The sequence below is a fragment of the Allobosea sp. TBD101 genome, assembly GCF_059817965.1.
In genome coordinates this window covers 1,843,800-1,864,989 of sequence record NZ_CM187543.1, presented here as the reverse complement: position 1 = coordinate 1,864,989, position 21,190 = coordinate 1,843,800, and the positions used below count along the sequence as shown (strand labels likewise).

22 protein-coding genes are annotated in these 21,190 nt (G+C 67.1%); 14 read left to right on the top strand and 8 right to left on the bottom strand.

All coding sequences use genetic code 11. The features are described from left to right. The first annotated feature begins 88 nt into the window (after window positions 1-88). Both AC6RIC_RS08875 and AC6RIC_RS08870 read left to right on the top strand, forming a co-directional pair. A complete protein-coding gene (locus AC6RIC_RS08875) occupies window positions 89-553 on the top strand; it encodes a molybdenum cofactor biosynthesis protein MoaE (protein ID WP_499735896.1) in 465 nt (154 codons plus the stop codon). After that, the gene (locus AC6RIC_RS08870; protein WP_499735895.1) at window positions 522-1,604 is read left to right on the top strand and encodes a DUF1176 domain-containing protein; all 1,083 of its coding nucleotides are present in this window, start codon (window positions 522-524) and stop codon (window positions 1,602-1,604) included. Before AC6RIC_RS08875 ends, AC6RIC_RS08870 begins: the two co-directional genes overlap by 32 nt. Before the next feature lie 222 nt (window positions 1,605-1,826). Here the strand turns inward: AC6RIC_RS08870 and AC6RIC_RS08865 are convergent, their stop codons facing one another. Continuing rightward, window positions 1,827-2,714 (bottom strand): branched-chain amino acid aminotransferase, encoded by an 888-nt coding sequence (locus AC6RIC_RS08865; protein WP_499735894.1) that lies wholly within the window; start codon window positions 2,712-2,714, stop codon window positions 1,827-1,829. A gap of 182 nt (window positions 2,715-2,896) precedes the next feature. Here AC6RIC_RS08865 and AC6RIC_RS08860 point away from each other — a divergent pair, with 182 nt between their 5' ends. The 4 genes from AC6RIC_RS08860 to AC6RIC_RS08845 all read left to right on the top strand — a co-directional run bounded on the left by AC6RIC_RS08860 (window position 2,897) and on the right by AC6RIC_RS08845 (window position 6,646). After that, the gene (locus AC6RIC_RS08860; protein ID WP_499735893.1) at window positions 2,897-3,400 is read left to right on the top strand and encodes a MarR family winged helix-turn-helix transcriptional regulator; all 504 of its coding nucleotides are present in this window, start codon (window positions 2,897-2,899) and stop codon (window positions 3,398-3,400) included. Window positions 3,401-3,678: 278 nt separating this feature from the next. After that, window positions 3,679-4,422 carry a response regulator gene (locus AC6RIC_RS08855; RefSeq protein WP_454655951.1) on the top strand — a complete coding sequence of 248 codons (744 nt, stop codon included), beginning with the start codon at window positions 3,679-3,681 and terminating at the stop codon, window positions 4,420-4,422. 110 nt (window positions 4,423-4,532) lie between these two features. Then, a complete protein-coding gene (locus AC6RIC_RS08850; protein ID WP_499736576.1) occupies window positions 4,533-5,876 on the top strand; it encodes an ATP-binding protein in 1,344 nt (447 codons plus the stop codon). 71 nt (window positions 5,877-5,947) lie between these two features. Continuing rightward, window positions 5,948-6,646: an alpha/beta hydrolase gene (locus AC6RIC_RS08845; protein WP_499735892.1), complete on the top strand. Its 699-nt coding sequence runs from the start codon at window positions 5,948-5,950 to the stop codon at window positions 6,644-6,646. Here AC6RIC_RS08845 and AC6RIC_RS08840 read toward each other — a convergent pair. After that, a complete protein-coding gene (locus AC6RIC_RS08840; RefSeq protein ID WP_499735891.1) occupies window positions 6,618-7,544 on the bottom strand; it encodes a LysR family transcriptional regulator in 927 nt (308 codons plus the stop codon). The two genes, AC6RIC_RS08845 and AC6RIC_RS08840, sit on opposite strands and share 29 nt — an antisense overlap. A gap of 99 nt (window positions 7,545-7,643) precedes the next feature. Here AC6RIC_RS08840 and AC6RIC_RS08835 point away from each other — a divergent pair, with 99 nt between their 5' ends. Both AC6RIC_RS08835 and AC6RIC_RS08830 read left to right on the top strand, forming a co-directional pair. Then, window positions 7,644-8,282 carry a glutathione S-transferase gene (locus AC6RIC_RS08835; protein ID WP_499735890.1) on the top strand — a complete coding sequence of 213 codons (639 nt, stop codon included), beginning with the start codon at window positions 7,644-7,646 and terminating at the stop codon, window positions 8,280-8,282. A gap of 133 nt (window positions 8,283-8,415) precedes the next feature. Further along, window positions 8,416-9,198 (top strand): pyridoxamine 5'-phosphate oxidase family protein, encoded by a 783-nt coding sequence (locus AC6RIC_RS08830; RefSeq protein ID WP_499735889.1) that lies wholly within the window; start codon window positions 8,416-8,418, stop codon window positions 9,196-9,198. Here AC6RIC_RS08830 and AC6RIC_RS08825 read toward each other — a convergent pair. The 6 genes from AC6RIC_RS08825 to AC6RIC_RS08800 all read right to left on the bottom strand — a co-directional run bounded on the left by AC6RIC_RS08825 (window position 9,195) and on the right by AC6RIC_RS08800 (window position 14,440). Then, window positions 9,195-9,554: a tRNA-binding protein gene (locus AC6RIC_RS08825; RefSeq protein ID WP_499735888.1), complete on the bottom strand. Its 360-nt coding sequence runs from the start codon at window positions 9,552-9,554 to the stop codon at window positions 9,195-9,197. The genes AC6RIC_RS08830 and AC6RIC_RS08825 overlap by 4 nt on opposite strands. Continuing rightward, a complete protein-coding gene (locus AC6RIC_RS08820) occupies window positions 9,551-11,524 on the bottom strand; it encodes a methyl-accepting chemotaxis protein (RefSeq protein WP_499735887.1) in 1,974 nt (657 codons plus the stop codon). The genes AC6RIC_RS08825 and AC6RIC_RS08820 overlap by 4 nt, the downstream gene beginning before the upstream one ends. A gap of 118 nt (window positions 11,525-11,642) precedes the next feature. Beyond that, complete coding sequence (locus AC6RIC_RS08815) at window positions 11,643-12,389, bottom strand: TetR/AcrR family transcriptional regulator (RefSeq protein WP_499735886.1); 747 nt, start codon at window positions 12,387-12,389, stop codon at window positions 11,643-11,645. 66 nt (window positions 12,390-12,455) lie between these two features. Beyond that, a complete protein-coding gene (gene proC, locus AC6RIC_RS08810) occupies window positions 12,456-13,277 on the bottom strand; it encodes a pyrroline-5-carboxylate reductase (protein WP_454655943.1) in 822 nt (273 codons plus the stop codon). Window positions 13,278-13,388: 111 nt separating this feature from the next. Continuing rightward, window positions 13,389-13,895 carry a type III secretion system chaperone family protein gene (locus AC6RIC_RS08805; protein WP_454655942.1) on the bottom strand — a complete coding sequence of 169 codons (507 nt, stop codon included), beginning with the start codon at window positions 13,893-13,895 and terminating at the stop codon, window positions 13,389-13,391. Between the two features lie 290 nt (window positions 13,896-14,185). After that, window positions 14,186-14,440: an accessory factor UbiK family protein gene (locus AC6RIC_RS08800; RefSeq protein WP_454655941.1), complete on the bottom strand. Its 255-nt coding sequence runs from the start codon at window positions 14,438-14,440 to the stop codon at window positions 14,186-14,188. Between the two features lie 245 nt (window positions 14,441-14,685). Here AC6RIC_RS08800 and AC6RIC_RS08795 point away from each other — a divergent pair, with 245 nt between their 5' ends. The 6 genes from AC6RIC_RS08795 to AC6RIC_RS08770 all read left to right on the top strand — a co-directional run bounded on the left by AC6RIC_RS08795 (window position 14,686) and on the right by AC6RIC_RS08770 (window position 21,123). Next, window positions 14,686-15,837, top strand: coding sequence for a M24 family metallopeptidase (locus AC6RIC_RS08795; RefSeq protein ID WP_499735885.1), 1,152 nt, complete (start codon window positions 14,686-14,688; stop codon window positions 15,835-15,837). 324 nt (window positions 15,838-16,161) lie between these two features. Beyond that, complete coding sequence (locus AC6RIC_RS08790) at window positions 16,162-16,725, top strand: hypothetical protein (RefSeq protein WP_454655939.1); 564 nt, start codon at window positions 16,162-16,164, stop codon at window positions 16,723-16,725. Window positions 16,726-16,922: 197 nt separating this feature from the next. Continuing rightward, window positions 16,923-17,867 carry a ribose-phosphate pyrophosphokinase gene (locus AC6RIC_RS08785; RefSeq protein ID WP_454658959.1) on the top strand — a complete coding sequence of 315 codons (945 nt, stop codon included), beginning with the start codon at window positions 16,923-16,925 and terminating at the stop codon, window positions 17,865-17,867. Between the two features lie 10 nt (window positions 17,868-17,877). Next, the gene (queC, locus tag AC6RIC_RS08780) at window positions 17,878-18,600 is read left to right on the top strand and encodes a 7-cyano-7-deazaguanine synthase QueC (RefSeq protein WP_499735884.1); all 723 of its coding nucleotides are present in this window, start codon (window positions 17,878-17,880) and stop codon (window positions 18,598-18,600) included. Next, window positions 18,597-19,160: a VUT family protein gene (locus tag AC6RIC_RS08775; RefSeq protein WP_454655937.1), complete on the top strand. Its 564-nt coding sequence runs from the start codon at window positions 18,597-18,599 to the stop codon at window positions 19,158-19,160. Before queC ends, AC6RIC_RS08775 begins: the two co-directional genes overlap by 4 nt. A 109-nt stretch (window positions 19,161-19,269) precedes the next feature. Beyond that, on the top strand, window positions 19,270-21,123 hold the full coding sequence (locus AC6RIC_RS08770; RefSeq protein WP_499735883.1) for a putative bifunctional diguanylate cyclase/phosphodiesterase: 1,854 nt from the start codon (window positions 19,270-19,272) through the stop codon (window positions 21,121-21,123). Window positions 21,124-21,190: the final 67 nt, after the last annotated feature.

Genomic DNA, 21,190 nt, shown 5'->3' with positions numbered 1-21,190 from the left:
GGGAATGGCAGTCTGTTGCAGTCCGCTCACCCCGTCGCGGGTTCCGGGTTCGCGCCTGCGGCGCCCCCCGGAATGACAAGGGGGACCAATGACGCCCCTCGTCCGCATCCAGCGGGAAGATTTCTCGCTCCAGGACGAGATCGACGCGCTCTCGGCCGGCCGCGCCGATATCGGCGCCGTCGTCTCCTTCACCGGGCTCTGCCGCGACGAGGCCGGCACGCTCGCCGCGCTCGAACTCGAACATTATCCCGGCATGGCCGAGGCCGAGATCGCGCGCGTCGCCGCCGAGGCAGCCAGCCGCTGGCCGCTGTTCGGCCTTGTCGCGATCCACCGCTACGGGCTGGTCAAGCCGGGCGACCAGATCGTGCTGGTGCTGGCGGCTTCCGCCCATCGCCGCGCCGCCTTCGAGGCCGCCGATTTCATGATGGACTATCTCAAGACCCGTGCGCCGTTCTGGAAGCGCGAGCATCGCGCCGACGGCACGCTCGGCGGCTGGGTCGAAGCCAAGGCGGATGACGACGATGCGGCAAAACGCTGGGAACCGGCTCCCTGAATACCTGAAAGGCGCGGCACTCGGCGCAAGCCTCGCGCTGGTCCCGGCCCTCGCCGTCGCGGCCACGCCGGAGCCGAAGACCTTCCGCGACTGGATGGCCGGCTGCGACAATCTCAAAAGCTGCACCGCGCTATCGCTGCCGGCCGAGGCGGCCGACCCGGTCGCCTATCTGCGCCTGACGCGTTCGGCCGGACCGGACACGCCCGCCGAACTGACCTTGCGCCTGCGCGGTGACTGGAACACCCCACCTCGGTCGGTCCAGCTCAAGCTCGATGGCGCCCCCTTCCCCGCCGGCGGCAAGGCGATGCCGGCGGAGACCGATGGCGACATGCTGTCCCTGACCTTCAAACCGACCGAGGTCACGGCTCTTGTCGAGGCTGCCCGCAAGGCCACGAAGCTCTCCATCGCCGCTCCGCAGGTAAAGGCCGAGATTTCGCTGTCGGGCTCCGTCGCGGCCCTGCTCTGGATCGACGAGCAGCAGGGACGCCTCAACACGACCTCCGCGCTGATCCGCAAGGGCAGCGGCACGAACGTTCCCGCCGCCCCTGCCCTGCCGGTCGTCATCGCGAAGCCGGCAAGCGGCACGCTGTCGGAGAAGGACAGCAAGGCGCTCGCTGCCGCGCTGCGCAAGGAAATCAAGCAGCGCGACCCCGATGGCTGCGACGACGACGAGACACTGCTCACCATAGACGAGGCCTGGTCGCTCGACAGCGCGCGCAGCCTCGTTTCGCTGGCCTGCTCACGCGGCGCCTACAATGTCTCGAACGCCTTCTGGATGATCGAGCGCAGCGACGCGAAAACGGCCAAACCGGTGGTCTTCCCGCAAGGCGACGGCGACGCGAAGAATACGCTTGTGAATGCCGGGTTCGATCCGAAGAGCGGCCGCATCAATTTCTTCGCCAAGGGACGCGGCATCGGCGATTGCGGCGCCTCGGGCGGCTATGCCTGGACCGGCAGTGTCTTCGCCCAGACCGAGTTCAGCATGATGGGCGAATGCCGCGGCATCGGCTCCGATGACTGGATCACGCTGTATCGCAGCGAGATCAAGTAGGGAGCGGCATTGCCGGGCGGAGAAAGCTCAGGACTGAGAACGGGCGTTCAGAACCGCGACATGTCATTCCGGGGCTTCGCACAGCGAAGAACCCGGAACCCACGACCGGGTGACCCGCCTGCAACCGGCATTGGGAGATTTACCCAGTCGTGGGTTCCGGGTTCGCGCCTGCGGCGCGCCCCGGAATGACAGAGGTGGAATTTGAAGCCGCGATGTCGCGCCTCACGCCGCCTTCGACTGCGAGCGGACAGCGGCCGAATAGTCTTCCATCACCACCTTGCCCATGTTGCCGGTGATGAAGTTGTACGGGCCGATCTCGGAGACCAGCGTCACCTCGGCGGCAGAGCCGGTGATGAAGCACTCGTTGAAGCTTTCCAGCTCCTCCGGCCGGATGCGCCGCTCGACCACCTCGAAACCGCGCTGGCGGCACAGGTCGATGACCGACTGGCGGGTGATGCCGTTCAGGAAGCGGTCGGCCAGCGGGGTGTGGATCACGCCGTCCTTGATGAAGAAGATATTGGCGCCGGTGCATTCGGCGACATTGCCTTCCCAATCGAGCATCATCGCGTCGGCATAGCCGGCACGCTCGGCCTTATGCTTGGAGAGCGAGCAGATCATGTACAGGCCCGCCGCCTTGGCATGGACAGGCGCGCAGGCCGGGTCCGGCCGGCGGTAATCGGCGACGTCGAGGCGGATGCCCTTCAGCTTCGCCGCCATGTCGAACATGCTCGGCCATTCCCACACGGCGATCGCGGTATGGATCTTGTTGTTCAGGCCGGAGACCGCCATCATCTCCGAGCCGCGCCAGGCGACCGGACGCAGATAAGCGTCCTTCAGGCCGTTCTCCTTCAGGCAGAGATACTTGGCCGCGTCGAGCTCGGCGACCGAATAGGGGATGGTGAAATCCATGATCTCGGCCGACTTGTGGAAGCGCTGCGAATGCTCGGTGCTCTTGTAGATCACGCCGTCATAGGCGCGCTCGCCCTCGAAGATGCAGGAGCCATAGTGCAGCCCATGGGTCAGTACGTGAATCCGGGCGTCCTTCCACGGCACGAGCTTGCCGTCGAACCAGATGACGCCATCGCGCTGGTCGAAAGGAATGACTGACATGGACCTTCTCCTGGGTGCTTGTTTCCGGAACTCGGGCACAGCCTTTTTCGGAACGCAAGCGAGAGTCTAAAGCTGCGCTGCAGTGAGACGTTTTGAAATAATCGTTCGCTCAGCGCCCTTGACCGGTAATCTTGCGTCTGAGATATGTCAATAAGGCTGACCCAAATTTTTGGAAGCGTGTTTTGGCCCTATCCTCTTCCGACGTCGAAGACCTCCCGCTCAGGCCCTCCTCCGAGGCGGTGCCGCACGACCTGATCGAGCTTCTGTTCTTCGCCTATCGCGACTTCGTCGGCGACCCCGACCGCATTCTCGCCGATTACGGCTTCGGCCGCGCTCATCACCGCGTCCTCCACTTCGTCCAGCGCCGGCCGGGCCTGACCATCGCCGAGTTGCTCGACATCCTCCAGATCACCAAGCAGAGCCTGAATCGCGTGCTCAAGGAGCTGGTCGAGAAGGGCTATATCGAGCAGCGCACCGGCCGGCAGGACAAGCGCCAGCGCCATCTCCACACCACGCCTTCGGGCCAGGACCTCGCGCTGCGCCTCGTCCGCCTCCAGGCGGAGCGCATCAACCGCGCGCTTGAAGGCGCCGCGCCTGAAACCGCGGCCATCGCCGCGCGCTATCTCGCCGCCCTGATCGACCCCGCCGAGCGGCCGAAGGTGGAGCGCCTTCTCGACAAGGCTTAGTGATCTCGGCTGTATCGCCCTTGTCATTCCGGGGCTTCGCGTAAGCGAAGAACCCGGAACCCACGACCGGGCGAGCCGACTGTAACGGGCCCCCCAGACCCAACCCGGTCGTGGGTTCCGGGTTCGCGCCTGCGGCGCGCCCCGGAATGACAAACGGTGGAGCTGAAGGTTCCGTCTCCTCAGAACCTCCTTAGCGGCGACCGGCTCCCTACGTTATGCTATGGGAGCCCAGCACCGCGAGCGCGCCGACCAAGACCGGCGCAGGAGAAAGGCGCGAGATGATCGCAACCGAGACCCTGGCGAAGCCGGCCCGCAAGCCCCTGCCCGACGAGGCTCCGCATATCCTCGTCGTCGACGACGACCGGCGCCTGCGCGAATTGCTGGGGCGTTTCCTCGGCGACAACGGCTACCGGGTCACGACGGCTGCCAATGCAGCGGAAGCCGATACGCGGCTGGGCAATCTCGTCTTCGACGCGATCGTGCTCGACGTGATGATGCCCGGCGAGAACGGCTTCGACTTCGCGCGGCGCTTTCGCGGCGGCTCCGCCGTGCCGATTCTGATGCTGACCGCGCGCGCCGACGGCAAGGACCGCATCAACGGCCTCGAGATCGGCGTCGACGATTATCTCTCCAAGCCTTTCGAACCCCGCGAATTGCTGCTGCGGCTCGGCAACATCCTGAAGCGCACCCTGGTCGTCGAAGCCGCGCAATCCGGCACGCGGCCGGATTTCGTCCGCTTCGGCCCCTTCATCTACGGGCTGGCGCGCGGCGAATTGCGCAAGGGCGAGGAGACGATCCGCCTGACCGAGCGCGAGCGCGAGATCCTGACCGCGCTGGCCGAACGCGCCGGCGAGGTCGTGCCGCGCGAGGAATTGGCCGCGCAGGGCTCCGCCGCCAATGACCGCACCGTCGATGTCCAGATGAATCGCCTGCGCCGCAAGATCGAGCGCGACCAGGCCGACCCGCTCTATCTCCAGACCGTGCGCGGCGTCGGCTACAGGCTGGTGACGGACCGGACGTGACACCGCTGCAAACCGGCAGGAAAGGCCTCTCCGCGCTGCGCTCGCTCGCGCGCGCGGCAGCGCGTGGCTCCGTCTGGCTGGAACAGGCGGTCAACGCCGTCGGCAAGGCGTTGCGGCCGGTGTTCAAACGCGTCGGCCGCCCCTTGCAGGCCGTGGCGCGCTATATGCCCAAGGGGCTTTATCCACGCGCACTCGTCATCGTCATCGCGCCGGTCGTGCTGCTGCAATCCGTCATCGCCTATGTCTTCATGGAGCGGCACTGGCAGACGGTGACGCAGCGCCTCTCGTCCGCCGTTTCCGCCGACATCGCCATGCTGATCGATGTCTATGAGAGCTACCCGCAGGATGCCGACACCGCGACGCTGTCGCGCATCGCGGCCGAGCGGCTCGGCATGGACCTCGACATCATCCCCGATTCCGACCTGCCGGCGCCGGGCCCGCGCCCGTTCTTCTCGTTGCTCGACAATGCGCTCTCGACCGAGCTCAGCCAGCAGGTCGCGCGCCCGTTCTGGCTCGACACGGTCGGCCGTTCCAGCCTGATCGAGATCCGCATCAAGCTCGGCAAGAACGTGATGCGCATCCTGACGCGGCGCAATTCTGCCTATGCCTCGAACAGCCATATCTTCCTGCTCTGGATGATCGGGACATCGCTGATCCTGCTTACCATCGCGGTTTTGTTCCTGCGCAACCAGATCCGCCCGATCCTCAAGCTCGCCGACGCGGCGGAGGCCTTCGGCAAGGGACGCGACGCCGATTTCAGGCCGCGCGGCGCCCGCGAGGTCCGCCGGGCCGGCAATGCCTTCATCGAGATGAAGCGCCGCGTCGAACGCTCGATCGGCGAGCGCACGACGATGCTGAATGGCGTCAGCCACGACCTGCGCACCATTCTCACCCGCTTCAAGCTCTCGCTCGCCCTGATGGAGCGCACCTCCGAGATCGAGGCGCTCGAGAAGGACGTCGACGAGATGAGCCGCATGCTCGAGGACTACCTCGCCTTCGCCCGCGGCGATGCCGGCGAGACCGCGGTCGAGACCGATATCCGCTCGCTGCTCGAGGAACTGAAATCCGATGCCGAGCGGCAGGGCCACCAGACCGAACTGACGGTGGTCGGCGATCCGCTGGTCGTGATCCGGCCGGACGCCTTCCGCCGCCTGCTGACCAATCTCGTCTCCAACGCCGCCCGCTACGGCGACCGTATCGCGATCCGCGCGACCCATGACGCGCGCTACCTGATCGTGATGGTCGACGACGACGGCCCCGGCATCCCGCCGGACCAGCGCGAGGACGTCTTCCGACCCTTCTTCCGGCTCGACGAGGCCCGCAATGTCGATGGCGGCGGCACGGGCCTGGGCCTCGCCATCGCCCGCGACATCGCCCGCGCCCATGGCGGCGACATCATGCTCGCCGATTCGCCGCTCGGCGGCCTGCGCGCGACCGTCAGGCTGCCGGTCTAGAGTCACGCGGTTTCGCTCGACAGCCGCGAAAATCGAGCGCTAGTCTCCCGATGACGCGGGGGAGGCCCGGCATGCGGTTCCTGAGACGATCTCTGGCTTTCCTCGCAACGGCACTGCTGCTGGCGGCATCCGCGGCGCAAGCGGAGGAAGTCGTCGATCTCGGCGGCAGCTTCCTCGGCAACGGCCGGGCCCTGCTGAACAAGCCCGCAGGCAAGGCTCGCGCCGGGCTCGTGCTTCTGACCGGAGGCGACGGCTATGTCGGCATCGGCGCCGATGGCAGCGTTGCGCGTAGCGGCAACTGGATCGTCCGCACCCGGGGCGCCTATGCCCGCAGCGGCATTGCCAGCATCACGCTCGATGGCGGCGCCGATCCGGCCGAGGCAGTGGAATACATGCGCGGAATCGCACCGCGCGTCATCGTCGTGGCAATGAGCCGCGGCGCCCTCAAGGTCGCCGACACGCTATCGGCACGGCCGGATGGTGTCGTCTTCGCCTCCTCCATTCTGGACGGCGCGCGCGGCATGATCGGCGATCCCGGGCGCCTGCCGCCGACGCTGATCATCCACCATCGGCAGGACAGTTGCCGCCTGACGCTGCCGGACTCGGCCGTCACTTTCCAGCAATGGACCGGCGGCAAGGCACGCCTCGTCTGGATCGACGGCGGCAGCTCGACCGGCGATCCCTGCCAGGCCCGTGCCTATCACGGCTTCATCGGCCGCGAGGGCCAGGTCGTCGGCGCCATCACGAGCTTTGCGGCCTCGCTGCGCTAGCACCTGGACCAATCGGAGCGAGTTCGGGCAAACGTGCCACCGCGTGGTCGATGAAGGCCCGCACGCGCGGCGCCGGCTGCCGGCCTCCCGGTACCACGAGCTGCACCGGCAAGGGCGGCGGCTCGAACTCCGGAAGCAGACGCACCAGCGTGCCCGCAGCGAGGTCGTCCGCAGCCTGATAGGACAGCACCCGCGCCAGCCCCCGCCCGGCCCGCGCCGCGATCAGCACCGACTCCACCTCGTTGACGATCAAGCGCGGCGTCAGCACGACGGCGCTGCCTGAGCGCGGCCCGCCGAAGCGCCAGGTCAGCGTCTGGTTGGCGGCAACGCTTGCAATCGTCTCATGCACCGTGATGTCGGCAGGCCGCCGCAAGGGCGGACAGCTTGCGAGATAGGACGGTGCGGCGACGAGAATGCGCCTGACCTCCCCAACCTTGCGCATCAGCAGGCCGGAATTCGGCAACGGCCCGATCCGGACGGCGAGCTGCAGGTCTTCCTCGATCAGGTCGAGGTTGCGGTCCGCGAGCACGATCTCGACCTGCACCTGCGGATAGCGATCGAGGAACTCGCTCACCAGCGGCGTGACATGCCGCCGGCCAAAGGAGAGCGGCGCAGTGATGCGCAACAGGCCGCTGACCGGCTCGCCCGCAGCGACGCCCAGGGCCGCCTCATAGTCTGCGAGCAGGCGCCTCGCCGTCGCGGCAAGCTCGCGGCCGGCATCGTTCGGGGTCAGGCGCCGCGTCGTTCGCGCGATCAGTTGTGTCCCGATCCGCTCCTCCAACCCGGCGAGCGCCCGCGTAACAGCCGGGCGCGACTTTCGCAGTCGCCGTGCCGCACCCGCAAGGCTGCCGGCGTCGACGATCGCGACGAAGATCGCAAGCTCGTCGATCCGGTCCATCGCATCATTCCGAAAATTGAAATTCTGAGTTCAATCGATAGCAGATTTCGCCACTTCTGCGAAACGATCATGATCTCCGGGATCAGCAGGAGCATTGCCATGCCATCGTCAAAGATCGTCCTCCACGGAACGCCCCTCTCGGGCCACGCCCATCGCGTCGAGCTGCTGCTGCTCGCGCTCGGCCTGCCCTACCGCACCGAGCCGGCACCGGCAGACGTCCGGCAGAGCGCCGCCTTCCGCAGGCTCAACCCGCTCGGCCAGATTCCCGTTCTCCAGGACGGCGACCTTGCCTTCGCCGACAGCAACGCGATCATGGTCTATCTGGTCAGGCGCTATGCCCCGGACAGCGCCTGGTTGCCACTCGACCCCGTCGGCGCAGCCCATGTCCAGCGCTGGCTCTCGATCGCCGCCGGCGAAGTCATGCACGGTCCTTCCATCGCACGCCTGATCACCCAGTTCGGCCTGAACGACGACAAGGCCCGCGCCAAGCGCATCGCAACCCGTCTGCTCGCCTTCATGGAGGAGCATCTGGCAGCGCGCGACTACCTCGCCGCCGCCCAGCCGACGATCGCCGATCTCGCCTGCTATTCCTATGTCGCCCATGCACCCGAAGGCGGCATCTCGCTGAAGCCCTATCCGGCGGTGCGCACCTGGCTCGCTCGCATAGAGGCCCTGCCCTTCTTCAAGCCGATCCCGCCTTCGCCCCTGCCATCGGAGCTCGACGACGATGCTGCCTGACGGCCCCTTCCACCCTGGCGAACTGGCGGCGCAGGCACGAGCCGGCGTCGCTTCGCGCGGCGCCGGCATCCGTCCTTTCATGCCGGATCAGCACCGCATCTTCTTCGGCCAACTGCCCTGGCTCTTCGCCGGCGTGCTCGACCGGGATGGCTGGCCGCTGGCGACGGTCATCGCCGCCGCGCCCGGCTTCGTGAGAAGCCCGACCCCGACCACACTGTCCGTCGCGGCCCTGCCAGCCGAAGCCGACCCTGCGTTCGGATCGTTCCGGTCGGACAGCCCCATTGGCCTGCTCGGGCTCGAATTCGAAACCCGCCGCCGCAATCGGGCGAATGGCCGGATCGATACCATCGGTGTGAAAGGCTTCTCGATTTCGGTCACGCAAAGCTTCGGCAATTGCGCGAAATACATCCAGGTCCGCAACCAGGTGCCGGATGGCAATGAGCCCGCCATATCCCCCACTGAATTCTCGGGCCTAGACGCGCAGGCGCGTACGCTGATCGCCCAGACCGACACGCTGTTCATCGCCAGCGCAGCCGCCCTGGACAGCGAGCTCGGCGGCGTCGACATCTCGCATCGCGGCGGTCGGCCCGGCTTCGTCCGCATCGACGGCGACACGCTCACCATCCCGGATTTCGCCGGCAACAACTACTTCAACACGTTCGGAAATCTGCTGCAGGAGCCGCGCGCGGCGCTGCTCTTCGTCGATTTCGCGACGGGTACGCTGCTGCAATTGCAGGGCGAAGCGGAGATCGTCTGGCAGGGGCCCGAGCTGGCGCGGCTCGACGGCGCAGAACGCCTATGGCGCTTTCGTGTGAAGCGCGGCTGGCGCCGGCCCCGCGCGCTCAGCCTGCGCTGGTCGGCACCGGAATTCGCGCCGACCACCTTGCAGACTGGCCTGTGGTCGGTGGCGGCCTAGAAGAGCCGCCCGCCGATCGGCACCGCGTGCCCCGGCCCGATCAGGACGACCTCGCCCTCGGCATCGGGAATGCCGAGGGTCAGCACTTCCGACATGAACTTGCCGATCTGGCGCGGCGGGAAATTCACCACCGCGAGGACCTGCCGGCCGGGGAGATCCTCCGGCCGGTAGTGCTTGGTGATCTGCGCCGAGGATTTCTTGCGGCCGATCGTGCCGCCGAAATCGATCACGAGCTTGATCGAAGGCTTGCGTGCCTCCGGATAGGCCTCGGCCTCGACGATCGTGCCGACACGGATGTCGACCTTCAGGAAATCGTCGAAGGCGATCGGCACGGCCGGGGCGGAAGGCTCGCTCAAAACTCCGCCCATCCGTTGTCGCGCGCGTCAGCCGCGGGCTTGTGGGCCGCAGCGCTGCCGCCAGGGGCCTTGGCGCGCGGAACCGCCGGACGCGGCGGCGCAGCGACGGCTGCCCGCATGGTCTGCGAGATCGCCTTCAGCCGGGCGACGTCGCCGCCAAGCTGAAAGCGGGCGACCAGCGACGAGAGTCGGTCCGCCTCTTGCGAGAGCGAATGCGCGGCCGCGGTCGACTGCTCGGCCATCGCGGCGTTCTGCTGGGTGGCTTGGTCCATCTCGCCAACGGCGGAGTTGACCTCCTGGAGACCGGAGGCCTGCTCCTGCGCCGCACCTGCGATCTCGGCGACGAGCGCGGTAACGCGGGTGATCTCGGAGGCCATGCGCTGCAGCGCCCCGCCGGTCTGGCCGACGAGCGTGACGCCCTTCTCGACCTCGATGGTCGAGGCGTCGATCAGCGTCTTGATCTCCTTGGCCGCGGCGGCGGAACGCTGCGCCAGCGCCCGCACCTCGGAGGCCACGACCGCGAAGCCCTTGCCGGCATCGCCGGCCCGCGCCGCCTCGACCGAGGCGTTGAGCGCGAGCAGGTTGGTCTGGAAGGCGATCTCGTCGATCACGCCGACGATCTGCGAGATTTCCTGGGCCGATTTCTCGATGCCACCCATCGCCGTCACCGCATCGCGGACGATGCTGGTCGACTGCTCGGCCTCGGACTTGACCTGCTCGGTTGCCTGGTTGGCAAGACGAGCGCTCTCGGCGGTCTGGCGCACCGTGGCGGTGAGTTCGTCGAGCGCCGTCGCGGTCTCCTCGACCGAGGAGGCCTGCTGCTCGGTACGGCCTGCGAGATCGTCGGCCGCCTGGCTGATCTCGGTGGAACCGGCCTTCATGCTGTCCGTATTGGTCGCGATCTGGCGCATCGCGTCTTCCAGCTTGGCGATAGCGCCGTTGAAGTCGTCCTTGAGCTTGACGTATTCGGCCGAGAAGCCAGCCTCGATCCGATAAGTCAGATCGCCATCCGAGAGACGCTCAAGGCCCTGGCCGAGCGCATGGACCACATCGGCCTGCACGCGGGCATGCTCGGCGCGGTCGGCCTCGTTGCGCCGGCGTTCGCCATCGGCGGCGCTGCGATGGTCGGCAGCCTCCTCCTCCATCCTGAGCTTGTCGGTCTCCATCGCCTCCTTGGCGAGAGCCGCGTCGCGGAAGATGACGAGCGTGCGCGCCATCGCGCCGATCTCGTCGGCCCGCTCTTGATGCGCGATCGCGGTGTCGAGCTGGCCTGCGGCCAGGCCCTCCATCGAGCCGCGCAGCGAATGCAGCATGCCGGAGGCCCGGCGGCTGAGCAGGACCACGAGGCCGAGCATGACGAGGCCGAGCGGCACCAGCACCTTGGCGACACCGCCGACCATACCCATGAACGCCGCGTCGACGTCCTGGACATGCAGGCCCGAGCCGACCAGCCACTGCCATTCCGGAATGCCGATGACATAGGAGATCTTGAGCGAGGGCGCCTTGTCGCCGGCCTTGAGCCAGCCATAGTCGACGAAGCCCTGGGTCTTCGCCTTCACCAGCGAGATCATCTCCTGGACGAAGAACTTGCCGTCAGCGTCCTTGAGCGGGCGCATGTCGGTCGACTGGATCTTCTTGTTCGCGTGCAGGACGCTGATGCCGTCATAGTTGACGAGGAAGTAGTAATTCCCGTCGTCGAAGCGAGCGCTGCCGATCGCGTCCATCGCCAGCTTTCTGGCGTCCTCTTCCTTGAGCTCACCGCTCTGGACCCGCGCCAGATAGCCCTTGACCGTCGTCGCCGCGGCCTCGACCGAATTCTTCATTTCGGCCCGCTTGAGCGTGATCATCTCGTTGCGGGCGGCATTCAGCGTATAACCGACGGCGCCGACAGCGATCAGCACGGCCAAGGCTGCGATCAGGCCGAAGGAACGGCTGATCGAGAGAGTCGCAAGCTTCCTGGTGAACGACATTCGCGTATCCTGCGCGAGGGGGAATTCCCCTCATTCGCGCAAAATTGGCTAAGGCACGCTTAACATTGGCGCAGTTTCGCCACATTTTGTCGCAGGCGGCCGCGAGGCCGCCCGGCGCTCAGATCGCCGGCGCGTAGTCCTCGTTGTCCTCGCCGCGCTCGGAGGCCCGCTCGCGCCGGCGCCCCTTAAGTGGCCGCCCCGCGCACAGCGCGCGCGCCAGCCCACGGAACGGCGCCGTCAGCCGGTGGACATCCTCGATGCGGGCCATGATGCGCCCGGCCGTCTTCAGCTCGCGGTCGAGCCGCGCCATCGTCTTCGACAGCTCCGGCTCGTCATCGTCGAGCCATGCCTCGGAGACCCGTGCCATCAGCAGCACCGCGCCCTGCACGCGCACAGCCCCGAGCGCGTCCTCGGTCGGGATGCCGGCCGAGGCCAACATGTAGCGCCAGGAATTGACCGCCCCGCGATTGAGCGCTGCCAGCGCCAGCGGATCGCGGCGGATGACCGGCGCGATCTTGCGCAGGCTCGCCTTGTAGGGCGCCATCGCATCGAGCCGGCGCATGACGAGGTCGAACAGTCGTTCCCTGACCGGCTCGCCCGCAAGGTCGTCCGAGGCATTGGCCAGCACGGCATCATCAACGATGCGGGTCACGCCGCCGAGCATCGCAAGCTTGGACGGGAACAGCCCGCGCAACTGCGCCAGCGACAGCTCGGCCTCGGCGGCGATATCCGGCAGTTCGATCTGGTCCCAGGGCCGCTCGGCTGCGAGCTTCATCAAGGCATCGACGGCGCGCTTGCGCGGGTCGACCGGCTTTTCCGCTGGCGGCGAGGCCTCGGGTGGAGTGGAAACGGGTTTGCGGGCCATGGGACAGCTCCTCTCGCTTCGCGATGAGCGAAGGTTAGGCCGCTATCGTGGCAGGTGAAAGACCATTCAACCCGAAAGCTCGCCGGCGCGACGTTTGGCGGCAGCCACGGCCTTGCGCATCAATGGCTTCATGCCGTCCTCGGCCATCAGCACCTCGAGCGCAGCCGCCGTCGTCCCGCCCGGCGAGGTCACGTTCTGGCGCAGCGTCCCCGGAGGCAGCGGCGACTGGAACAGCAATTCGCCCGCGCCCTCGATCGTCGCCCGCGCCAGGCGCTCCGCGACATCGGCCGGCAGGCCGGCATCCTTGCCGGCGGCGGCCAGGCATTCGACGAGATGGAAGACATAGGCCGGACCTGAGCCCGACACGGCCGTCACCGCATCGATCAGGCCCTCGTCCTCGAGCCATTCGACCTTGCCGATGCTGCCGAGCAGGGCATCGGCGGTGGCGCGCTGCGCCGCACTCACCCCCTTGCCGGGAGCCGCGGCGGTGGCGCCGCGCTGCACGGCGGCCGGCAGGTTCGGCATGGCGCGGATGATCGCACCGGCGTTGGGCAGGCGCGCCGCAAGATCGTCCAGCGTCTTGCCCGCGAGGATGGAGATCAGCAGCGTCCTGGGATGGATGAAGGCCTGCACGGCAGGCGCCGCCGTATCGAGCATCTGCGGCTTGGTCGCGAGGACGACGACCTCGGCCGCCGGAATCTCCTTTGCGGAGGGATTGAGCCGCATGCCCTTCTCCTGGGCGAGCGAGACCATCTCGTCCGACGGCTTGGGATCGATCAGGCTGATTCCCCGGGGATCGATGCCAATGCGCAGCCAGCCCTCCAGCATGGCTCCGCCCATCTTGCCGGCGCCGATGAGGACGAGCGATTGCGGAAGGGAGTTCGACATGACGGCCTCTCAAGGCTTGGCGTTTCGCGGGCCCCTGCCCGGACGCTCACGGCCGGGAGCCTTCCCGACCCGTGGCCCCCCGGTCAAGTCCGCTCGGGCGGATTCGGCGGCTCAGGCCTCGCCGACCGTCTCCAGGATCGCGCCCTCCATGCCTTCCTTGGCGGTCTTGCCGGCCCAGACGACGAACTGGAAGGCTTGATAGTAGCGTTCGCAAGCCTCGACCGCGGCCTTGATCAGCGCGATCGCCTGCTCCTCGGTCGGCTCGGCGCCACCGGAAAGCAGCAGGGCATGGCGGTACATGACCACGCTTTCGCTGCTCCAGAGGTCGAAATGGCCGAGCCAGAGCTGCTCGTTGACGAGACTGACGAGCTGCAGCACCTCGCTGCGCCGCCGCTCCGGCACCTTGAGGTCGAAGGCGCAGGCGATATGCAGGGCCTCCACCTCGGCAAGCCAGGTGATCGCGACATGATATTCCGACCAGCCGCCGGTGACGGAGACGGAGAGTTCGTCCTCGCTGTCGCGATCGAAGGACCAGTCATTGAGTGCGGCGAGGCGTTCGAACAGGTCGAGCGGGTTGGAAGGCCGATCCAGCTCGGCATCCATATCGAGGTCTATCATGCCCTAGGGTCCACCTTCCGGATGCTGGCGCATCCGGCGCGTTCGAGAAGAGGAACACGGCGACTGGAAAGCCGAAGGAACGCAACACACCTCCGGAGCCTCTCAACGGAGATGCTCCCATCCGGCACGGCAGGACGAATCCGCCCGACGAATCAATTCTTTCCACCGACGATAGCGCAGGCGCTGTGACGCTCCCAACACGGCGCCAAGCTCCGCGGATTCGGCCGGCGGGCTCAATCCCCTCGGAGGGCTGTCCACAGCACATGGCTGTGGACATGACCTCAGGGTATTCAGGACTTGCCGAGCTTCTCCTCCAGCGCCTTCAGCCGCGCGGCGAGCTTGTCGTTCTCTTCGCGGGCGATCAGCGCCATCTCGCGCACCGCCTCGAACTCCTCGCGGGTGACGACGTCGAGATCGCGCAGCAGCCGCTCGATCTGGGTCTTCACCACCGTCTCGACCTCGCGCCGCACGCCCTGCGCCGCGCCGGCCGCATCGGTGGCGAGGCGGGCGATGTCGTCGAGGATGCGGTTGCCGGGGTTCACCATGGTTCTCTCCCTTAGAGCATCGGCCCGAAAAGTGTGACGCGGTTTTTCGGGAAAAGCCGATGCAAATTCAAAGATCTGGAGCATCGGACTGAATACGATATTCAGTCCGATGCTCCAGAGGCGCGAAACTCTCTGGACACAGCCTATAGGCAGCCCGCGCGGGCGCCGCAATTGCGACCGGATGTCGGGCTTGCCCCTCGGCGACCGGCGCGCTCACATGGGCGACCGTCCGGAGGATCTGCGCCATGGCCCTGCATTTCACGCCCGCCGAATTCGCCCGCCGCCGCGAAACACTGCTCGCCGCAATGCAGGCCGAACGCCTCGATGCCCTCTTCCTGTTCCAGCAGGAATCGATGTTCTGGCTGACGGGCTACGACACCTTCGGCTTCTGCTTCTTCCAATGTCTCGTGATCAAAGCCGACGGCACCATGGCGCTGTTGACCCGTTCCGCCGACCTCCGGCAGGCGCAGCAGACCTCGAACCTCACGGATATCCGCGTCTGGAAGGATGGCCGTGACGCCGATCCCAGCGCTGATCTGCTCGCCCTCGCGCGCGATCTCGGGCTTGCCGGCAAGCACATCGGGGTGGAGTTCGAAGCCTACGGCCTCGTCGCCTCGAATTACCGCAAGCTCGAAGCCCGCTTCGCCGGGCAGGCCGAGCTTATCGACGCTTCGCTGATCGTCACGCGCCTGCGCGCCGTGAAATCGGCGGAGGAGATCGCCTATGTCCGGCGCGCTGCCGTGCTCGCCGACGCGGCCGACCGCGCCGCGCTCGCCGCGATCCGGGCCGGCGCCGACGAGGGCGAAATCCTCGCCGCCCAGCACAATGCGATCTTCGCGGGCGGCGGCGACTACCCCGCCAACGAGTTCATTATCGGCTCCGGCCGCGACGCCCTGCTCTGCCGCTACAAATCCGGGCGGCGCCGGCTCGATGCGAACGACCAGATCACTCTCGAATTCGCCGGCACCGACCGGCATTACCACGTCGCCGCGATGCGCACGGTCGTCGTCGGCGAGCCCCGCCCGCTCCACCGCCCCTATCACGCCGCCGCCCGCGACGCGCTGCTCGCCTGCGAGGCCGAACTGAAGCCCGGCCGCACCGCGGGCGACGTCTTCGCCGCCCATGCCCGTGTCTTCGATGAGCACGGCCTGGCACAGCACCGACTCAATGCCTGCGGCTATTCGCTGGGCGCCAAGTTCACGCCGTCCTGGATGGATTGGCCGATGTTCTACGAGGCGAATGACTGGCCGATCGTGCCGGGCATGGTGATGTTCGCCCATATGATCCTGATGGATTCCGCCAGCGAAACCGCGATGTGCCTGGGCCGAACCTATCTGGTCGGCGAGGGCGGCGCCGAGGCGCTCAACCTGCCCGATCTGGACCTCGTCATCCGTTGAGCTAAGAGGCTGTCAGAGACTATGGGATGGATTTGACGCAGGCGGTTTTGCGCGAATGCAAGGAGTTCGAGGACGCAAGCCTTCCGGCTTGCTACGAAGGACGACACGGCAGTCGCGCAAAAGCGCCGCGCCCTGCGGGTGAGGTGAAAACGGCGGAGCTGCAGCGTCGCGCCGCTTGCCGATACCCACGTATCGGCGGCGCGATGCTCCTCCCATCTCCGCCGTTTTGACCTCATCAAATCCTTCCCATAGTCCCTGGCAGCCTCTAAAAGAAGCGCGCAGGGAATCTCGAAGCAGTCCACAGCCCAAAGGGCGGGAGGCGTCATGATCAACCGTTTTAGCGGCCTCGTTCTGGGGCCGGTTTTGGCGCTGGCTGTCGCCGGCTGCCAGGAAACCACCCAGACCGCCGCGCGGCCGCGCGTCGATGCGCCCGGCGTCCCGGTCTCGGTCCAGAGCATCTCCGGCGCGCCGGAAAACGTCACGACGAGCTTTGCCGGCCTGCTCGGCGAGGCCGCGGCCGAGCGCAAGATGGAGATCGTTCCCGGCAACAAGCCGGCGCGCTTCCGCGTGAAGGGCTATCTCACCGCCCAGCCGACCGAGGACGGCCAGACCGCGCTCGCCTTCGTCTGGGACGTCTACGATTCGACCAAGCAGCGCGCCCAGCGCGTGCAGGGCGAGAGCATCGGCAAGCGCAGCGGCGGTTCCGATCCCTGGGCCGGCATCGACCAGACGATCGTGGCCAAGGCCGCGTCCGACTCGATGGATGCCATCGCCGGCTTCCTCGTCACCACGCCGGGCGTCGAGACGCTCACGGTGGACGACAAGGCCAACAAGCCCACCGCCCGGACGGGTACCCGCGTCGCCGCGACCGCCGACAAGAAGAGCTGAGCCACGGACCGGCGCCGCCCCGCCGGCGACGCTACGGCAGTGGTTTCCGGGTCACGGCGCGACGCCCCGCGCTTTTTACTCGTCGATATTGCACTGCAGCAGTCGACTCCGTCCGACCGCGCTGTTAAGAGCCGTTCGAATTGAGCCGGCAACGCCGGCCCTCCCTGCTCAGCCTTACTGCAACGGTGCGCTACGGCATGGCCTCCCATTTTAAAGTCGTCGCCGGCAACTCCAATCGCCCGCTTGCCGAGGCGATCTGCAGCCATCTCAGCATTCCCCTCGCCAAGGCCTCCGTCCGGCGCTTCGCCGACATGGAGGTTTTCGTCGAGATCCAGGAGAACGTGCGCGGCCAGGATGTCTTCATCATCCAGTCGACCTCGTTCCCGACCAACGACCATCTGATGGAACTGCTGATCATCACCGATGCGCTGCGCCGCTCCTCGGCGCGCCGCATCACGGCGGTGATCCCCTATTTCGGCTATGCCCGGCAGGACCGGCGCGCCTCGGGCCGCACCCCGATCTCGGCCAAGCTCGTCTCCAACCTGATCACCCATGCCGGCGTCGACCGCGTGCTGACGCTCGATCTCCATGCCGGCCAGATCCAGGGCTTCTTCGACATCCCGACCGACAACCTGTTCGGCGCCCCGCTGATGGCGCGCGACATCAAGGACCGGCTGGAATGGAAGAATGCTATGGTCGTCTCGCCGGACGTCGGCGGCGTGGTCCGGGCGCGTGCGCTCGCCAAACGCATCGACGCGCCGCTCGCCATCGTCGACAAGCGCCGTGATCGGCCGGGCGAGTCCGAGGTCATGAACATCATCGGCTCGGTCGAGGGCCGCTCCTGCATCCTGATCGACGACATCGTCGATTCCGGCGGCACGCTGGTGAATGCGGCCGACGCGCTGCTCGAGCAGGGCGCCAAGGAGGTCTACGCCTATATTACCCATGGCGTGCTCTCCGGCGGCGCGGTGGCGCGCATCGCCTCGTCCAAGCTCAAGGAGCTGGTCATCACCGACTCGATCATGCCGACCGAGGCCGTGAAGGTCGCCCGCAACATCCGCGTCATCTCCATCGCCGGCCTGATGGGCGAGGCGATCGAACGCACCGCGAGCGAGACCAGCGTGTCGAGCCTGTTCGACTGAGAGGTTCGGCTTGGGTAATTCCCGCGCCCTCGTCCTGTTCTCCGGCGGCCAGGATTCGACCACGACCCTGGCCTGGGCTCTCGACCGCTTCGACGCGGTCGAGACGATCGGCTTCGACTACGGCCAGCGCCATCGCATCGAGATGGAATGCCGCGAGACCATTCGCGCGAAACTTCCGGCACTCTCCGCCCGCTATTCCGAGCGGCTCGGCCCCGACCATGTCGTCGATCTCAAGGCGCTCGGCGCGATCTCCGAGACGGCCCTGACCCGCGAGACCGAGATCGCCTTTGCCGAGACCGGCCTGCCCACGACCTTCGTGCCGGGCCGCAACCTGATCTTCCTGACCTTCGCCGCCGCGCTGGCCTATCGCCGCGACCTCAAGCACATCGTGCTCGGCGTCTGCGAGACCGACTATTCCGGCTATCCCGATTGCCGCGACGACACGATCAAGGCGATGCAGGTCGCGTTTGGCCTCGGGCTCGACCGCAGGCTCGTGCTGCACACGCCGCTGATGTGGCGCGACAAGGCGCAGACCTTCGCGCTGGCGCGCGCCATCGGAGGGCAGGCCCTGCTCGACCTCGTGATCGAGGAGAGCCATAGCTGCTATCTCGGCGACAGGACGACCCGGCATGACTGGGGTTACGGCTGTGGCCATTGCCCGGCATGCGATTTGCGATCAAAAGGCTTCGCGGCCTATCTCGCAGCCCCCGATGACAGCGGACCTATTCCATGACCCGTGATCGCCAGCGCCTGACGGAAGGCGTTATCGCCCTCGTCCTGTTCGGCCTGACCATTCCCGCCGCCAACTGGCTGATCGGCAATGCCGGCGCGGTCTGCGTGCCCAATGGCCCCTGCCTCGTCCCGGTCTGGCCGGGCATCATGGCGCCGAGCGGCGTCCTGATGGTCGGTCTCGCCCTCGTCCTGCGCGACATCGTCCAGCGCCGCCTCGGCCCGCTTGCCGGCCTCGGCGCCATCGCGGTCGGCGCGCTGATCTCGGCGACGCTCGCTCCCCCCGCCATCGTGCTGGCCTCGGTCGCGGCCTTCCTGTTGTCCGAACTCGCCGATTTCGCCGTCTATACGCCGTTGCAGCGCCGCCGCTTCGTCACGGCCGTCTTCGCGTCGAGCGTGGTCGGCCTCGTCGTCGACAGCCTCGTCTTCCTGCATCTCGCCTTCGGCAGCCTCGACTTCCTCGCCGGCCAGATCATCGGCAAGGCCTGGATGGTGCTGCTCGCCCTGCCGCTGATGCATCTCCTGCGTCGTCGCGACGAACGGTTGGGCCTCGTGGCCGCCTGAAAGCCGGAAAGCGCGGCGCCGCATAAACTTTGCAGCCGCGCCTCAATCTGACCTTAAGGCATTTGCGATAGGGAACGGGTTCTTCGACGAGCATTCAGTCGGATAATCCGTGATCAGACCTTCGGGCCGCCTGCAGGCTCTTCAGAACGATATTCTTGAAGACATCGCGCGCGGCGAGCCTCTGATCGCGTGCATGGAGCGTCTTTGCCATCGTGCCGAGGCGATCTCGCCCGGCGTCATCTGCTCCGTCGTCACCGTCGACGACCAGGGTTGCCTGCAGCCTCTCGCCTCTCCCAGCCTGCCGGCTCATTATGTGAGCTGTATCAAGGGATTACCCGCCGGCCCCAATGTCGGCTCCTGCGGAACCGCGGTGTTTCGCGGTGAGCCCGTCGAAGTCACCGACATCGCCACCGATCCGCTTTGGGCGCCCTATACCGGCCTTGCCCTGCCGCTCGGCCTGCGCGCCTGCTGGTCGACCCCGATCAAGGCCCGCGACGGCCGCGTCGTCGGCGCCTTCGCCTTCTATTTCACGCGCCCTCGCCGCACCCGCGAACTCGAACGCCAGATCGTCGCGACCTGCGTCCATCTCTGCGCCATCGCGATCGAGCATGACGAGGTCCGCACCCGCAATCACCGTCTTGCCTATTTCGACACGCTGACCGGACTGCCGAACCGCAGCCAATTCAACGGCGCCATTGCCGAGATGAGCGCCACCGGCCGCCGCTACGGGCTGATGCTGATCGACATCGACCATCTCAAGCGGGTCAACGATACGCTCGGCCATGCTGCCGGGGACGCGTTGATCGCCGAGGTCGGCATGCGGCTCGGCACGGCGCTCGCCGATTGCCTGACCTGCAGGATCGGCGGCGACGAGTTCGCCGTCCTCGTCCGCGATTGCGAGGGGCCGGCCCACATGCGCGCCCTCGCCTCGGCCGCGCTGGCAGCGGTCGCGGTCCCGCTCGACCATGACGGCCACAGCATCGTGCCGGGCGTCACCATCGGCGGGGCGCTTGCCGGTGAGGATGGGCTGGACAGCGTCATCCTGCGTCAGAATGCCGACCTCGCGCTCTACCATGCCAAGGAAACCCGGCGCGGTCGCTATGTCCGCTTCCGCCGGCAATTGCGCAGCGCGATGATGCAGCGCATCCGGGTCCGCCGCGATGTCGACGGCGCGCTCGGCGACGAGCGCATCATCCCCTATTACCAGCCGGTCATCCGCCTCGAGACCAGCGAAGTCGTCGGCCTCGAGGCCCTGGCCCGGATGCGCCTCGACGACGGCCGCATCGTCACCGCCGGCGAGTTCCAGGACGCGCTGCGCGATCCGAAGATCGCCCATCGCACCACCACCCAGATGCTGACCGCGGTCGCCGCCGACATGGCGGAGTGGCGAGCCGACGACCTGAATTTCCAGCATGTCGCGGTCAACGTCACCTCGGCCGATTTCCAGAAGGGCGACCTGGTCCAGCGCGCGAGCCGGATTCTGGAACGGGCCGCCGTGCCGATGCGGCAGCTCGTGATCGAGGTCACCGAACAGGTCTTCATGGGCGGTCGCAGGGACGGCGTCGCACGCACCATGGAAGCGCTGCGCGCCTGCGGATCGCCAGTCGCGCTCGATGATTTCGGGACGGGCTTCGCCTCGCTCACCCATCTGCTCGATTTTCCGATCGACATCATCAAGATCGACCGCTCCTTCGTCGGCTCGATCGATAGCGGCGCGCGCAGCGAGATCATCATCGAGGCGTTGCTGACGATGACGCGCCGCCTCGGCATGAACATCGTTGCGGAAGGCATCGAGAAGCAGACTCAAGCCGAACGCCTCGCCGAAATGGGCTGCCGCCTCGGCCAGGGTTACCTGTATTCCCCACCGGTCCCGGCCTCGGTCATCCGGGAGTGGCTGCTGCGCTTCGCCCAGCCCAGGCAGGCGACAGCGCCGGCCGCCGGGCGCGTCGCGAACGCAGCCTGAGAGCTTCCGGAAAACCTGCGAGCGAAGCCGGACTTGAGATCGCGGCGGTTTTCGCCTATGAGCCCCC

Coding starts and splice junctions, on each gene's coding strand:
- AC6RIC_RS08875 (WP_499735896.1), top strand. CDS start 89: ATGACGCCCCTCGTCCGCATCCAGCGGGAAGATTTCTCGCTCCAGGAC.
- AC6RIC_RS08870 (WP_499735895.1), top strand. CDS start 522: ATGCGGCAAAACGCTGGGAACCGGCTCCCTGAATACCTGAAAGGCGCG.
- AC6RIC_RS08865 (WP_499735894.1), bottom strand. CDS start 2,714: ATGTCAGTCATTCCTTTCGACCAGCGCGATGGCGTCATCTGGTTCGAC.
- AC6RIC_RS08855 (WP_454655951.1), top strand. CDS start 3,679: ATGATCGCAACCGAGACCCTGGCGAAGCCGGCCCGCAAGCCCCTGCCC.
- AC6RIC_RS08845 (WP_499735892.1), top strand. CDS start 5,948: ATGCGGTTCCTGAGACGATCTCTGGCTTTCCTCGCAACGGCACTGCTG.
- AC6RIC_RS08840 (WP_499735891.1), bottom strand. CDS start 7,544: ATGGACCGGATCGACGAGCTTGCGATCTTCGTCGCGATCGTCGACGCC.
- AC6RIC_RS08835 (WP_499735890.1), top strand. CDS start 7,644: ATGCCATCGTCAAAGATCGTCCTCCACGGAACGCCCCTCTCGGGCCAC.
- AC6RIC_RS08820 (WP_499735887.1), bottom strand. CDS start 11,524: ATGTCGTTCACCAGGAAGCTTGCGACTCTCTCGATCAGCCGTTCCTTC.
- AC6RIC_RS08815 (WP_499735886.1), bottom strand. CDS start 12,389: ATGGCCCGCAAACCCGTTTCCACTCCACCCGAGGCCTCGCCGCCAGCG.
- proC (WP_454655943.1), bottom strand. CDS start 13,277: ATGTCGAACTCCCTTCCGCAATCGCTCGTCCTCATCGGCGCCGGCAAG.
- AC6RIC_RS08805 (WP_454655942.1), bottom strand. CDS start 13,895: ATGATAGACCTCGATATGGATGCCGAGCTGGATCGGCCTTCCAACCCG.
- AC6RIC_RS08800 (WP_454655941.1), bottom strand. CDS start 14,440: ATGGTGAACCCCGGCAACCGCATCCTCGACGACATCGCCCGCCTCGCC.
- AC6RIC_RS08795 (WP_499735885.1), top strand. CDS start 14,686: ATGGCCCTGCATTTCACGCCCGCCGAATTCGCCCGCCGCCGCGAAACA.
- AC6RIC_RS08790 (WP_454655939.1), top strand. CDS start 16,162: ATGATCAACCGTTTTAGCGGCCTCGTTCTGGGGCCGGTTTTGGCGCTG.
- AC6RIC_RS08785 (WP_454658959.1), top strand. CDS start 16,923: ATGGCCTCCCATTTTAAAGTCGTCGCCGGCAACTCCAATCGCCCGCTT.
- AC6RIC_RS08775 (WP_454655937.1), top strand. CDS start 18,597: ATGACCCGTGATCGCCAGCGCCTGACGGAAGGCGTTATCGCCCTCGTC.